Annotated in this window: 14 protein-coding genes and 1 tRNA gene; 9 read left to right on the top strand and 6 right to left on the bottom strand. The window is 69.9% G+C overall.

The window, feature by feature from the left end; genetic code table 11:
* Positions 1-258: 258 nt before the first annotated feature.
* On the bottom strand, positions 259-525 hold the full coding sequence (locus AC0IY0_RS10850) for a hypothetical protein (protein ID WP_056097081.1): 267 nt from the start codon (positions 523-525) through the stop codon (positions 259-261).
* A 61-nt stretch (positions 526-586) separates the two neighbouring features.
* Between AC0IY0_RS10850 and AC0IY0_RS10845 the strand changes: the two genes are divergently transcribed.
* On the top strand, positions 587-784 hold the full coding sequence (locus AC0IY0_RS10845; RefSeq protein WP_056097086.1) for a hypothetical protein: 198 nt from the start codon (positions 587-589) through the stop codon (positions 782-784).
* A 182-nt stretch (positions 785-966) separates the two neighbouring features.
* On the opposite strand, the gene AC0IY0_RS10840 is transcribed toward AC0IY0_RS10845, so the two are convergent.
* Positions 967-1,043, bottom strand: a tRNA-Met gene (locus AC0IY0_RS10840).
* 78 nt (positions 1,044-1,121) lie between these two features.
* Positions 1,122-3,152 (bottom strand): OPT family oligopeptide transporter, encoded by a 2,031-nt coding sequence (locus AC0IY0_RS10835; RefSeq protein WP_471763785.1) that lies wholly within the window; start codon positions 3,150-3,152, stop codon positions 1,122-1,124.
* A gap of 132 nt (positions 3,153-3,284) precedes the next feature.
* Between AC0IY0_RS10835 and AC0IY0_RS10830 the strand changes: the two genes are divergently transcribed.
* The 8 genes from AC0IY0_RS10830 to guaA all read left to right on the top strand — a co-directional run bounded on the left by AC0IY0_RS10830 (position 3,285) and on the right by guaA (position 10,583).
* Positions 3,285-3,728, top strand: coding sequence for a CHRD domain-containing protein (locus AC0IY0_RS10830; protein WP_147907744.1), 444 nt, complete (start codon positions 3,285-3,287; stop codon positions 3,726-3,728).
* Between the two features lie 377 nt (positions 3,729-4,105).
* Complete coding sequence (locus tag AC0IY0_RS10825; RefSeq protein ID WP_471763783.1) at positions 4,106-4,444, top strand: hypothetical protein; 339 nt, start codon at positions 4,106-4,108, stop codon at positions 4,442-4,444.
* A gap of 539 nt (positions 4,445-4,983) precedes the next feature.
* Positions 4,984-5,889: an aldo/keto reductase gene (locus tag AC0IY0_RS10820; protein ID WP_471763782.1), complete on the top strand. Its 906-nt coding sequence runs from the start codon at positions 4,984-4,986 to the stop codon at positions 5,887-5,889.
* Positions 5,879-6,622 carry an NADPH-dependent F420 reductase gene (locus AC0IY0_RS10815; protein ID WP_471763781.1) on the top strand — a complete coding sequence of 248 codons (744 nt, stop codon included), beginning with the start codon at positions 5,879-5,881 and terminating at the stop codon, positions 6,620-6,622. The genes AC0IY0_RS10820 and AC0IY0_RS10815 overlap by 11 nt, the downstream gene beginning before the upstream one ends.
* Before the next feature lie 7 nt (positions 6,623-6,629).
* Positions 6,630-7,976: an NTP/NDP exchange transporter gene (locus AC0IY0_RS10810; RefSeq protein ID WP_419830431.1), complete on the top strand. Its 1,347-nt coding sequence runs from the start codon at positions 6,630-6,632 to the stop codon at positions 7,974-7,976.
* Positions 7,977-8,076: 100 nt separating this feature from the next.
* Positions 8,077-8,457, top strand: coding sequence for a hypothetical protein (locus tag AC0IY0_RS10805; protein WP_471763780.1), 381 nt, complete (start codon positions 8,077-8,079; stop codon positions 8,455-8,457).
* Positions 8,454-8,873, top strand: coding sequence for a hypothetical protein (locus tag AC0IY0_RS10800; RefSeq protein WP_471763779.1), 420 nt, complete (start codon positions 8,454-8,456; stop codon positions 8,871-8,873). The genes AC0IY0_RS10805 and AC0IY0_RS10800 overlap by 4 nt, the downstream gene beginning before the upstream one ends.
* A 153-nt stretch (positions 8,874-9,026) precedes the next feature.
* Positions 9,027-10,583 carry a glutamine-hydrolyzing GMP synthase gene (gene guaA, locus AC0IY0_RS10795; RefSeq protein ID WP_147907751.1) on the top strand — a complete coding sequence of 519 codons (1,557 nt, stop codon included), beginning with the start codon at positions 9,027-9,029 and terminating at the stop codon, positions 10,581-10,583.
* Between the two features lie 30 nt (positions 10,584-10,613).
* On the opposite strand, the gene AC0IY0_RS10790 is transcribed toward guaA, so the two are convergent.
* The 3 genes from AC0IY0_RS10790 to tsaA all read right to left on the bottom strand — a co-directional run bounded on the left by AC0IY0_RS10790 (position 10,614) and on the right by tsaA (position 12,648).
* The gene (locus AC0IY0_RS10790; protein ID WP_147937903.1) at positions 10,614-11,225 is read right to left on the bottom strand and encodes a LysE/ArgO family amino acid transporter; all 612 of its coding nucleotides are present in this window, start codon (positions 11,223-11,225) and stop codon (positions 10,614-10,616) included.
* A 275-nt stretch (positions 11,226-11,500) separates the two neighbouring features.
* On the bottom strand, positions 11,501-12,193 hold the full coding sequence (locus AC0IY0_RS10785) for an SGNH/GDSL hydrolase family protein (protein WP_471763778.1): 693 nt from the start codon (positions 12,191-12,193) through the stop codon (positions 11,501-11,503).
* Positions 12,190-12,648, bottom strand: coding sequence for a tRNA (N6-threonylcarbamoyladenosine(37)-N6)-methyltransferase TrmO (gene tsaA, locus AC0IY0_RS10780; protein WP_471763893.1), 459 nt, complete (start codon positions 12,646-12,648; stop codon positions 12,190-12,192). The genes AC0IY0_RS10785 and tsaA overlap by 4 nt, the downstream gene beginning before the upstream one ends.
* Between the last annotated feature and the right edge of the window lie 148 nt (positions 12,649-12,796).

Genomic DNA, 12,796 nt, shown 5'->3' with positions numbered 1-12,796 from the left:
GGGGACGGCGGCGTATCGGTTTCACGGGTCTCTCCGGAGCGGCGAACCGTTTCCAAAACGGAAAGGGTTGGCGGTGGAATCGGTGTCGTAGCACGGGCCGGGTTAACGGGGCCTGGCCTGGGGGCATCAACGAAACTGTCCCCAACAGGATGATTCGACAGCTTCGGAAGCGGGTTAGACCATCAACGTCGGCCATGTTGCCCGAGCGTTAGATTTGTCGTTGGAGCCCCCCGCAGCTTTAGATCCGTCGGTCCGCCGTTAGCTTTGTCGGTCGGGCGGCCGGTCCGTGCCGAGGTCCACGAGGTAGGCCCGGCACCAGGGCACGTACTGGTTCGGGCCGCGCTTCCCCCACGCCTTCGGCCACCGGCACGTGACCGTCACGGCCAGCAGCACCGCGTCGAGCGAGGCGTTCGGCCCGAGGCGCGCGATCATCCTCTCGGTGCAGTAGTCCCCCCGCCGGCGCGGGCACCACAGGCAGGCCACCCGGACCCGCCGGTAGGGGAAGTCGCCCAGCCGAAGGATCACCGCCCCAGTCCTTGCTCCGCCGCGTTTGTTCTCTATCTGTTCCTGCGACGGAGGGTTGGCAATGCCTGATTACGCGGACATCCTGGATGCAGTGGCCGGCGAGGAACGCGACGCGATCCTGCGGGCCCTGGCGGAGGACATGCTGGAGGTGAGGTCGACGCGGCGGCCCGGGCTGGTGAAGGCCGAGCGGCCGGCGGACCTAGCGAGGGCGCTGGGGCGGGACCGGCGGCGGGCGCGTCCCGTGCGGCTGGCATCCTGATCCCGGGTGGGATCACCGGCTGCCGGTGATACCGGGTGGGATCATCCACAGGCGTCGCGACGGGGGCGGACGGGGGCGGGACGGAACGGGGGCGGATCGCGAGGTCCCGCCCCAAATCCGCCCCGGAACGAAAAAGCCCCGGCGTCCAGGCCAGGGCTTCGCGTCTAAGTCGTTGAATTCTTTGGTAGCGGGAGAGGGACTCGAACCCCCGACACGAGGATTATGATTCCTCTGCTCTAACCAGCTGAGCTACCCCGCCACGAGCCGCGTGTCCCGAACGGGACGGCGCGGCCAGCGGCCGGGGTATAGGGAGGGCGAGCGCGGGCTGTCAACGGTGTTATGCGCGGAAATTGGGGGCGCCGACAGGTCTTCGCTGCGAGGAGACCGGGACCGGGCCGCGGATGAATCGGGCCGTTGCGAAGAGTCCGACGGCGAACACCGCGGCGCCCAGATACGTCGCCGCCTGCGCGAAATCCGGGCCGACGAGACTTAGGGTGGAGGAATGGCCGGAGGCCGCGTCGACGGCCGTCAGGCCGATCCCGACGAAGCTCTCGCCGACCAGGAATCCGGAGGCGATGAGCACGCCGCGGCGGCGGGAGGCTTCGAGGTCCTCGGGCCCGGCGCCGCGGCGGCGCAGGGCGCGGGCGCACAGGAAGCCGAGCAGGCCGCCGAGCCCGATGGTCATCTCCACCGACAGCGGCAGGTACATGCCGATGCCCACGGTGAGCGCCGGGAAGCTGAACGCCCGGCGCTTGAGCGCGACTTCGAGGGCGACCATCACGGCGCCGAGGCCGCAGCCGATCAGCAACATCGGCCAGGGCAGGGTGCGGGCCACGATGCCGTCGGCGATCTGGGTCACCAGGGCGGCCTGCGGCACGGTGAGCGCCAGCGCCGGGTCCATGCCGGGGCGCGGCATCGAGCCGACGAATCCGTAGGCGCCGTAGAGCAGCGACAGCAGCGGCACGATCACCAGGGAGCCGACGGCGACGCCGACGATCAGTACCAGCTGCTGACGCCACGGCGTGGCGTCGACAATCTGGCCGGTCTTGAGATCCTGCAGGTTGTCGTTGGCGATCGACGCCGCGGTGACGATCACCGAGGCCGCCAGCAGCACCAGCGCGACGGTGACGCGCCGGGCCTCCGGTGTTCCGGCGGGGCCGAGCACCAACGGCAGCAGGGCGGCGCCGACCATGGCGGTGAGGATCCCGATCCCGGAGATCGGGCTTGTCGAGGAGCCGAGCAAGCCGGCGAGGTAGCCGCAGACCGCCGCCATGGCGGCACCGAACACGAGGCAGAACAGCAGCCCGGCCGCCACCACGGCGGCGAGCATCGGGCCGGCGATGCCGAGATCGGCCGCGAAGCCGGCGAACAGCGCGCCGAGCGGCACGCATAGGGCCAGCGCGGCGACGCCCACCAGCGGCAGCGGCAGGTCGCGGTCCTGCCGGGCTGCAGAATGCGCCGGGTTGCCGGCGGCAAGCGCCACCCGGATGCTGCGGGCGATCGGCCGGACCAGCGTGGCCACGGTCCAGAACCCGCCGACCGCGATGATGCCGGCGCCGACGAGCCGGACCTGCCCGGACCAGATCGCCTGCGCGGCCGCGCCGGGCTCCAGCCCGGGCTGGGGCGTCAGGGCGGTCAAAACCGGGACCATGATGCCCCAGGCAATGACCACGCCGGTGAGCAGGGCCAGGCAGGCGCCGATCCCGACGAGGTAGCCGACACCGACCAGGGCCAGGGAAAAGCCGCTGCCGATGCTGAACACCGCGCCGCCCAGGCTGAAGGCGGTGAGCACGCCCTCGGCCAGGATGCGCAGGCCGCTGGTGGCGAAGGCGACGAGGCCGGAGCCGGCGGCCGCGGTCAGCAGGGTCGTGAGGCCGCGCTCATCGGAAGCGGAACCTTCGGAATCGGCATGGCCGGCGCGCAGCACTTCGGCGGCGGCGACACCCTCGGGGTAGGGGAGGTCGCTTCCGGTGACCAGCGCCCGGCGCAGGGGAATCGAGAAGGCGACGCCGAGCCACCCGCCGATCAGGCAGACCAGGCTGGTCTCCCAGAACGGGAAGCCGTGCCAGTGCCCGATCAGGACGAGGCCCGGAAGAACCAGGATCACGTTGCACAGGGTGCCGGCCGCCGAGGCCTGGGTCTGGACGATGTTGTTCTCGAGGATGCCGGCGCCGCCGACGAGGCGCAGGGCGCCCATCGAGATCAGCGCCGCCGGGATCGAGGACGAGAACGTCATCCCGGTCTTCAGGCCGAGATAGATGTTGGCGGCCATGAAGACGACCGTGATCAGCGCGCCGAGCACGATCCCGCGGGCCGTGATCTCCCGCCCATGCCCGCCCGCCGGGGCGCCCGCGTCCGTGACCGCCATCGCGCCCCCATCGGCCCACGTGGCCGGACATCTGTCCCAGGTTTCACGATAGCCCGATGGTCCGGGCGCCGCCGCCCCCTTATCTTGCGACACGTGGCCCCGCTTGAGGGCCACGCCGAAGCGGAGCGTCCGATGACACGCCTGTCCAGAACCGGTCTGATCGCCCTCCTCGCATGGTCCGTGCCGCTGGCGACCTCCGCGGTCCAAGCGGCCGGCGCCGGCACCCCGTACGCGGCGACGCTGAACGGCGGCAGCGAGGTGCCGGCGACCGATTCGAAGGGCACCGGCAGCATCACGGCGACCTACGATCCAGCCACCAAGCACCTGAGCTGGAACGGGACCTACAGTGGCTTGACCGGCCCGGTCACCGCCGCGCATTTCCATGGCCCGGCCGCCGCAGGCGCGAATGCCGGCGTCCTGGTGCCCGTGACCGCCACCAGCAGCCCGTTCTCCGGCGAGGCCACCCTCGACGATTCCAAGGCCGCCGACCTCGAAGCCGGCAAGCTCTACTTCAACCTCCACACCGCGGCGAATCCGAAGGGGGAGATCCGGGGGCAGGTCGAGCGCGCGCACTGAACGTCCCAAACGCCAGGAGACGCGTCTTCGCGCGGCAGCGCAGACCCTGTGCGACGGTGTAATCGTACACCGTCGGCGGCTCCGGCGGTCGATGATCTGGGCCGCGGATCTGAGCCGCGGTCCCCTTCTCATGTGCCGGGCGATCGAAGACCGCCCGCCCTCAAAGACGGGCGCGCGGTCGGGCAGGCTTCAGGCCCGGCATAGCTCCATGATCATGGCGAACGCGGGCGACGCGATCTCCGGCAGCGCGACAGCCTCGGCTGTGGAGAATCGCTGGATCGCTTCGCCATGCGGGACGACTACTTTTTAGCGCCTGCCGGGTGGCCCCTCCGGCAAATGATGCTTAGGCGGATCCTCCCGAGCAGCCGGAGGTGCCGATGAAGCAGATCGAGGCCATCATTGCGTGGACACCCGCCCGCTGGGCGGAGCTGCGGCCGGAGACGGCCGGGCAGATCGTGGTGCTGCCGGCCCCCGACACGGACGGTGCCGCGAAGCGCTACATCATGCACGCGGGCGCGAGTTCCTCCGCGCTGGCGGCCCTGTCGGACGAGGCCCGGATCGCCCGCCTGTTCATCGATTTCCAGACGATCGTGGTGCGCGACGGGCTCGACCCGCAGGTCGTCCACCGCGCCTTCCTGGCGATCGACGAGTACCGGTTCCGGATCGCGCCGGACACGGAGGGCGCCGAATTCGAGGACCCGCCCGAGGAGGATTAGCACCGCGCCTTGAAAACCGGGGCCACGCAGCAAGACCTGCGGCTGCGGAACGCCGACATCGTGGCAACGGCTTTCCTCGCTTGGAGCGCCGGGCCTGCCCGCTCTCGACTTTACCGGCTAGAACGCGCGCCGTCGAAATGGAGGCCCGTTCGGCGTAAGCGAACGCGCGAAAGCTAGGACGCTAGATCTGCTCCCGATCGCAACGTAACCGGGACCAGCTCTAGCGTCCGTCGGATCGCGTTTCGCAGGAGTCTTGGACGGAGCAGCGATTTGCAGGGTCGCCTGGCGTTAGCGACTTGCCGCGCATCGAAGGGGCGCGATCCGGAGATCCCCCGGGATGCCACAGGGCGGGGCTGAGGCCCGAGACGGCCGGGCAGATCGCAATGGTGCCCGCGCGCGACGGTGCCGGACCGAGCGGACCCATGTCCGGACGTATGTGAAACCGGCCCGCCGCTCGCGCAAGCGTGAGAATAACGAATACACATCCGCGCAGCGTGCCCTATGTCCCGGTCGGGTTCCGACACCACCGGAGGCTGGCCATGCCCCTATCCCGTCGCGCCGTCATCGCGGCTGCCACTCTGGCGCCGCTCGCCGGCCGCCTGTCCTGGGCCACGGAGCCACTGATCCGAAGGCCGATCCCATCGACTGGCGAGATGCTGCCGGCGATGGGGATCGGCACCTCCCGGCGCTACGAGGTCGAACCGAATGCCGAGGCGGTCGCGCCCCTGAAGGCGGCGGTGCAGGCTTTCGTGTCGCTCGGCGGCACGGTGATCGACACGGCGCCGAGCTACGGCACCGCCGAGGACGTGCTGGGCCTGATCCTGGCCGAGCCCGGCCTGCGCGAGAAGCTGTTCCTGGCCAGCAAGGTCGACACGCAGGGTCACGACGCGACGCGCGCGGAGTTCGAGCGGTCGCTGAAGCGGATGAAGGTCGAAAGCCTCGATCTGGTGGCGGTCCACAACCTGATCGACGTGGACGCGAATCTCGCGGTCTTGCGCGACCTGAAGGGTACCAAGCGGATTCGCTATGTCGGCGTCACAGTCTGGCGGGACGGCCAACTCGACGCCCTCGAGGCGGTGATGAAGCGCGAGACGCTCGACTTCATCCAGGTGAACTACGCCATCGACAACCGGGCCGCGGCCGAGCGCATTCTCCCGCTCGCCGCCGACAAGGGCGTGGCCGTGATGACCAACGTGCCGTTCGGCCGGGATCGCCTGTTCAAGGCGGTGCAGGGCAAGGAGCTGCCCGCGGTGGCCAAGGATCTCGGCTGCACCAGCTGGCCCCAGGTCTTCCTGAAATACGTGCTCGGCCACCCCGCCGTGACATGCCCGATCCCCGGCATGGCCAAGGTGGCCTATGTCGAGGACAACCTTGCCGCCGCCCGGGGCCCGCTCCCCGACGCGGCTCAGCGTAAGCAGATGGAGACCTTCATCGATGCGGTCTGATCGCACCACGCGGCGCGCTGCGCTCGCCCTCGCCGCCGTCCTCATGACGGCCACCGCGGTTCCGGCCCTGGCGCAAGAGAGTGCCAAGAAAATACGGATCGGGGTGATCGGGGCCGGCAACATCGGCGGCACCATCGGCGGCCTCTGGGTGAAAGACGGCCACGAGGTGATGTTCGCCTCGCGCCATCCAGAGACCCTGGCGCCGATGATCGCGGAGCTCGGACCCAAGGCCAAGGCCGGGACGCCGGAAGAGGCGATCAAGTTCGGCGAGGCGGTGTTCGTCGCCGTGCCCTACAAGGCCTATCCCGACCTCGCGAAGGATTTGGCGGCGTCACTCTCCGGCAAGGTCGTGCTCGACGCCGGCAACGCCACGCAGAAGCGCGACGGCGCGCTCTACGACGAGGTTCAGGCGAACGGCATCGGGGCGACCTCGGCCAAGTACCTGCCGGGCGCCAAGGTGGTCCGGGCCTTCAACGCGGCCAACTACAAGGTGTTCGCGAAGGCGGGTGCGAACGGCGGCCAGGACCGCCAGGGCGGCCGGATGGCGATCCCGATCGCCGGCGACGATCCCGCGGCGCTGAAGGTGGCCGAGGTCCTTGTGCGCGATGCCGGCTTCGATCCGGTCGTCGTCGGCCCGCTCAAGGACGCCGACAAGTTCGCCATGGGGTCGCCCGGCTTCGGTCACGAGGCCACCGCCCCGGAGTTGCGCGAGAAGCTCGGGCTGGGGAAGTGACGGGCGCGTGCCTGAAACATCCGCGCCCCGCGGCCCGCTCGCGCGCCTGATCGACATCCGGCCCGGCGAGGGCCAGGCGCTCGCCTGGTCCTGGGCCTACATCTTCTCGATCCTGGCCGCCTACTACGTGCTGCGACCGATCCGCGACCAGATGGGCGTGGCCGGGGGCATCGAGAACCTGCCGTGGCTCTTCACGGCGACGCTGGTCGGCATGCTCGCCCTGAACCTGCCCTTCGCCTACCTGGTGAAGCGCATGCCGCGGGCGCGGTTCGTGCCGATCACCTACCGGTTCTTCGCCGCCAACATCCTGGCCTTCGCGCTGGCCCTGTACCTGGCCCCGCCCGATTGGGGCATCTGGATCGGCCGGGTGTTCTTCGTCTGGCTGTCGATCTTCAACCTGTTCGTGGTCTCGATCTTCTGGGCCACCATCGTCGACGTCTTCTCGAACGACCAGAGCAAGCGCCTGTTCGGCTTCATCGCGGCCGGCGCGACCGTGGGGGCCATCACGGGCTCGGCCACCACCGCGATCCTCGCCAAGAACGTGCCGACCTGGGGCCTGATGCTCTGCGCGGTGGTGCTGCTCGAAGTCGCGGTGTTCTGCATGCGCGGGCTGGCGTCCCTGTCGGCGCGGCTCCACGCCGTTCCGGGCAGCGAGACCGTCAGCGACGGGCAGGACCGCACCATCGGCGGCAGCGTGCTGGCGGGCGTGACCCGCACCCTGGCGTCGCCCTACCTGCTCAACATCTCGCTGTTCCTGCTGCTGTTCTCGGTGACCTCGACCTTCCTGTATTTCGAGCAGGCCGGCATCGCCAAGCGGAGCTTCCCGGACCGGGGCGCACAGACCGCGTTCTTCGCCAGCGTCGATCTCGCGGTGAACGTGCTGACCCTCGGCGTGCAGCTGTTCCTGACCGGGCGGATCGTCAAGCGGCTCGGCGTTGGGATCACCCTGGCGCTGCTGCCGGCCTTCAGCGTGCTGGGCTTCGCCGCGCTCGCCGTCTCGCCCACCATCGGGGTGATTGTGGCGTTCCAGGTCCTGCGCCGGGCCGGAAATTTTGCGATTGCCCGCCCGATCCGGGAAGTCCTGTTCACCGTGGTTCCGAGGGAAGATCGCTACAAGGCCAAGAGCTTCATCGACACGGTGGTCTATCGCCTGGGCGATCAGGTCGGGGCGTGGTCGTTCACCGGAATCCAGGGGCTCGGCCTCGGCAGCACCGGGATCGCCGGGGCGGCGGTACCGCTCTCGGTGGCCTGGCTGCTCAACAGCCTATGGCTCGGCCGGGCCCAGGATCGCCGTCAGGCTGCACTGGACGAGCCTGCACCAGACCCCGCTGCCTTGCCACGCGCCGCGCCGTAATCCGCCGCCGCTGGTGCCGAAGGGGCCGCCGCGTTAAGCGACGGTTTACCATGCGGCGCGAGATCTCGTGCTCAGCTCCGCCGGAGGGGGACAAGACGGCATGACGTGTCCGGCACAGCTCGGTCCGGGCTCGAAGGTCCGCGCCGCGGCTCTGCTCGTCCTGGTGGCGCTCGCCTCGGTGCCGGCCCGCGCGGAGGAGCCGCTGTTCATCCGCATCCGGCCGACGCAGGACGGCGACCGGACCGCCCGCGAGGCCCTGTGGGCGCGTCGTCAGGCCCATGCCCGCGCGGTGATCGAATCCGTCTGCACCGGCTGCCTCGGCGCCTGGAAACCGGAGCAGCCGGTACCCCCAGTTGCGACCCCCGGTCCCGCGCAGGCCAGGATTGCGGACCTTACTGCGCCGGCAGGGCTTGAAACCGACACCGGCTCCGGGGCATCCGAGCCAGCTTCCGATCCATCGCTTCCCGAGAGGCAACCATGACACAAGCGCATCCGACCAGCGGCGCCGAGCCCGAAGTCGATTGCCCCGTGAGCCTCGAGGTTCTGGGCGATGTCTACCGGGCCGACGAGTTCGACCTTCCGATGATCCTGGAGCAGATCACGCCTCTGAAGCGCGCCCAGCTCGCCGCCTACCTCTACGGCAAGAGCCACATGCACAAGCTCGGCCTGAAGGTGGCCCGCTCCTGCGACCGCGACGACCTGATTCGGGTCGCCGGCGAGATCGGCTCGGTGATCCACGGCCAGGCGCACCTGAAGCCGGCCAAGCCGGCCCCCGTCGCCGCCCCGGAACTGCGCGCCAAGACCCTGCCGGGCCAGAAGAAGGTCAGCCTCGCGGGCGCACCGGCCAAACCCGCGATCAGCCTGGGCGGCTCGGCCAAGGTCCGCAACTTCGACTGACCGCGACCGGCGCGTAGGCCGTCCCGTCGGGCGCACGGCCCGGCGTCGAGCCGGCCGCGAGCTCTGCGCCCGGCGCGCGGCTCGCATCGTGATCCCCAGGCGGAGCCGGGCCCCTGCGTTGCGTGTGCCCCGGCCTTCGGATAATCGCCCGCGATGAACACCGACCACGACAAGATCCTGATCGTCGATTTCGGCTCTCAGGTGACCCAGCTCATCGCCCGGCGGGTGCGGGAGGAGGGGGTCTATTGCGAGATCGTCCCCTTCACGAAGGCCGAGGCCGCTTTCCGCGAGCAGAAGCCGAAGGGCGTGATCCTCTCCGGCGGCCCCGAATCGGTGACCGTCGAGGCGAGCCCCCGGGCGCCGCAGCTCGTGTTCGAATCGGGCGTCCCGGTCTTCGGCATCTGCTACGGCCAGCAGACCATGGCGGCCCAGCTCGGCGGCGCGGTCGAGGGCGGGCACCACGCCGAGTTCGGCCGGGCCGAGGTCGAGATCCTGGCCGATTGCCCGCTGTTCAACGGCGTCTGGCATACGGGCGAGAAATATCCGGTTTGGATGAGCCACGGCGATCGGGTCACCAAGCTCCCGGACGGCTTCACCACCGTGGCGATCTCGAAGAACGCCCCCTTCGCGGCCGTGGCCGACGCGGCGCGCAACTACTACGCGGTGCAGTTCCACCCCGAGGTGGCCCACACCCCGCACGGCGCCCTGCTGATCCGCAACTTCGTGCGCGACATCGCCGGCTGTTCCGGCGACTGGACCATGGGCGCCTACCGCGAGGAGGCGATCGCCAAGATCCGCGAACAGGTCGGCGCGGAGAAGGTGATCTGCGGCCTGTCCGGCGGGGTCGATTCGGCCGTCGCCGCGGTGCTGATTCACGAGGCGATCGGCGATCAGCTGACCTGCGTGTTCGTCGATCACGGACTGCTCCGCCTGGGCGAGGCCGAGCAGGTCGTGGCGCTGTTCCGGGACCATTACAACATCCCGCTGGTCCACGTTGAGGCGAGCGGCATGTTCCTCTCGGCGCTGGAGGGCGTCAGCGACCCGGAGGTCAAACGGAAGACGATCGGCCGCCTGTTCATCGACGTGTTCGAAGCGGAATCGAAGAAGATCGGCGGCGCGGCGTTCCTGGCGCAGGGCACGCTCTACCCGGACGTGATCGAGAGCGTGTCGTTCACCGGCGGTCCGTCGGTGACGATCAAGAGCCACCACAATGTCGGCGGCCTGCCCGAGCGCATGAACATGAAGCTCGTGGAGCCGCTGCGCGAGCTGTTCAAGGACGAGGTCCGGGTGCTCGGCAAGGAACTCGGCCTGCCCGACGCCTTCGTCGGCCGCCATCCGTTCCCGGGTCCCGGCCTGGCCATCCGCTGCCCCGGCACGATCACGACGGAGAAGCTCGAGGCCCTGCGCAAGGCCGATGCGATCTATCTCGACGAGATCCGCCAGGCCGGCCTCTACGACACGATCTGGCAGGCCTTCGCGGTGATCCTCCCGGTGAAGACGGTGGGCGTGATGGGCGACGGCCGCACCTATGACCACGTCTGCGCCCTGCGCGCCGTGACCTCGGTGGACGGCATGACCGCCGACTTCTACCCATTCGACATGGCCTTCCTGGGCCGGGTCGCAACCCGGATCATCAACGAGGTGAAGGGCATCAACCGGGTGACCTACGACATCACCTCGAAGCCGCCCGGCACGATCGAGTGGGAGTGACGGGCGCGCTTCGCAGCGATCGAACGACCGCTATGAACCCCCGCTCAGCAGCAGCTCGGCCGCGATCACCCACATGGTGATCGCGATCCCGCCTTCCAGCACGCGCCACGCGGCCGGCTTGGCGAACAGGGGCCGGAGGATCGCGGCGCCGTAGCCCAGCGCGAAGAAGAACGCGACCGAGGCGCTCATCGCGCCCGCCGCGAAGGCGGGTTCCTGACCGGGGAAGCGCGTCGAGATCGATCCGATCAGCAGCAGCGTGTCGAGATAGACGTGCGGGTTGAGCCAGGTCAGCGCGAGGCAGGTCGCGAGCGTCCGCCCGAGGCCGGCGGCGGATCCCGGGGCGGGCCGCAGCGCCTCGGTGGCTGCGAAGGCCGACCGGAGGCTGCGCGCGCCGTACCAGATCAGGAAGGCCGCGCCGGCATACAGCATCGCCGGCCGCAGCCACGGGGCGAAGACCACGAGGCTCTTGAAGCTGGTCACGCCGACCAGGATCAGGAGCGCGTCGGACGCCGCGCACGTGGCGCAGACCAGCGCGACATGCTCGCCGCGCAGGCCTTGCCGCAGCACGAAGGCGTTCTGGGCACCGATGGCCAGGATCAGGCCGGCGCTGACGGAGAACCCGGTCAGATAGACGTCGAACACGCGGGGTTACTCATCGGAGGTCGAACGATCTTGGCGCTGTCGGCGCGGTATGCGTTCAAGAGCCAGAGATTGTCCAAGGTCATCGCTACGAAGCCCGCCGACACGGTGAGCGCAGCGAATCGTCCCTGCCCGGCGCCGTGTCATCCCCTGTGATGCTGACCGGGGTCACGTCGCTTCACACCTGATGACGGGGCGGAAGGCCGAGATTCACACGCAGGAGCCGCGGGACCGAGTTCCGAGGCTCGCACAAGCGATCACCCGCCTTCCGCGAATGCTCATCGCGCGCAGAGCACCGGCTCCAGCGCCGCCATCGCCTGCCGGAACGCCGCCAGGTGCAGACCGTCCCGGAGCGCTCCAGGCTTGGCGTAGCCGGTCTCGCCGTCGCGCAGCGGCGCGAACGGGTCCGCAAAGGTGCAGCCGAGGCGGGTGCAGAGCGCGCGCAGCCGGTGCGAATAATCCGGTACGGCCGCCGCATCGAGGAACCGGCCGCTCTCGCGGCCGATCGGGGGCAGGGCGGTCACCACCACGCGGGGGCTGGCCGCCTGAAGCCGTTTGACGAGGGCAACCACATGCGCCTCGAACCGCGAAGCCGCCTCGACGGACCGTGGGGCGTTCTTCGCGAGGATGTCGTTGGTGCCGATCGTCAGGGCCGCGACCTTGGGCGCATGGTTGAATCGCAGCCCGGCGAGGTGATCGAGAAGGGCGGCGGCGGTCGCACCGCTGAAGCCGCCGTTGACAAGGTCCAGGCCGCAGGGCCGCTGGCTTCCGGGCTGCAGCTCCACCTGGGAATCGCCGGCCCAGAACACGTAGTCCTGCGGCGCCTCGTCCAGGCTGACCTGGACGGCGATGCCGCGCATCACCGCGTAGGCTCGGGCATCCACGGCGGGCTTGTGCAGGTACCAGCCGGCGAGTCCTCCCAGCGTCAGCAGGACTAGGGCCGCGAGGATCGCGAGAAGGCCCCGCCTCACGGCTCGGCGCCGGCGCGGTCGACCCGCGCCTCAGGCCGCGAATCGGTCGTGGCGTAATAGGGCTTGATGTCGAGGAGCGGCGTTCCGTCCAGGCAGTCGAGCCCGCGGACCTGCAGGGTGTCGCCCGCGCGGGTGATCAGCGCGACGACCGAGAGCGCGATCGGGTTGGGCCGGGCGGGGGAGCGCAGCGCGAAGGTGCCGCGCGGCCCGTCGGCGTGGCGCGGCTGCTGAACCACGAGCCCCCGGGTGGCCTGGTCCATCCAGTAGAGCAGGATGAGGTGCGTGCAGCCGGTGATCGTGAGCAGGCCGGGCGCGTAGGCTGGATCGACCTCGACGGTGCAGACGGCGTCGGTCTGCAGCCCGTTCTTCGGGCAGTCCCGGCGCGTACGCCACGGCGTCCTGAGGCGGCCGATGAAGTGGAGGCCGGCGTCGAATGCGGCGGGCAGGTCCGCCATCTCCTCGCCGGGACGGATCCCGAATTCGTCCGCGCCGCTCAAGGAACCTCCGCGCCCTCTCATCCCGCGCCGGTTCTCGGTCAAGCGCCGTCCGGCCGCAAGCCCGGGTCGCGCGCGCACGCTCCGCGGTGTAGATCCGAGCTTGCGA

This window comes from Methylobacterium sp. AC315, from assembly GCF_979253755.1.
The sequence above is the reverse complement of the archived record's forward strand: the minus strand, read 5'-3'. Positions and strand labels throughout refer to the sequence as shown.

Coding starts and splice junctions, on each gene's coding strand:
- AC0IY0_RS10845 (WP_056097086.1), top strand. CDS start 587: ATGCCTGATTACGCGGACATCCTGGATGCAGTGGCCGGCGAGGAACGC.
- AC0IY0_RS10835 (WP_471763785.1), bottom strand. CDS start 3,152: ATGGCGGTCACGGACGCGGGCGCCCCGGCGGGCGGGCATGGGCGGGAG.
- AC0IY0_RS10830 (WP_147907744.1), top strand. CDS start 3,285: ATGACACGCCTGTCCAGAACCGGTCTGATCGCCCTCCTCGCATGGTCC.
- AC0IY0_RS10825 (WP_471763783.1), top strand. CDS start 4,106: ATGAAGCAGATCGAGGCCATCATTGCGTGGACACCCGCCCGCTGGGCG.
- AC0IY0_RS10820 (WP_471763782.1), top strand. CDS start 4,984: ATGCCCCTATCCCGTCGCGCCGTCATCGCGGCTGCCACTCTGGCGCCG.
- AC0IY0_RS10815 (WP_471763781.1), top strand. CDS start 5,879: ATGCGGTCTGATCGCACCACGCGGCGCGCTGCGCTCGCCCTCGCCGCC.
- AC0IY0_RS10805 (WP_471763780.1), top strand. CDS start 8,077: ATGACGTGTCCGGCACAGCTCGGTCCGGGCTCGAAGGTCCGCGCCGCG.
- AC0IY0_RS10800 (WP_471763779.1), top strand. CDS start 8,454: ATGACACAAGCGCATCCGACCAGCGGCGCCGAGCCCGAAGTCGATTGC.
- guaA (WP_147907751.1), top strand. CDS start 9,027: ATGAACACCGACCACGACAAGATCCTGATCGTCGATTTCGGCTCTCAG.
- tsaA (WP_471763893.1), bottom strand. CDS start 12,648: ATGGCGGACCTGCCCGCCGCATTCGACGCCGGCCTCCACTTCATCGGC.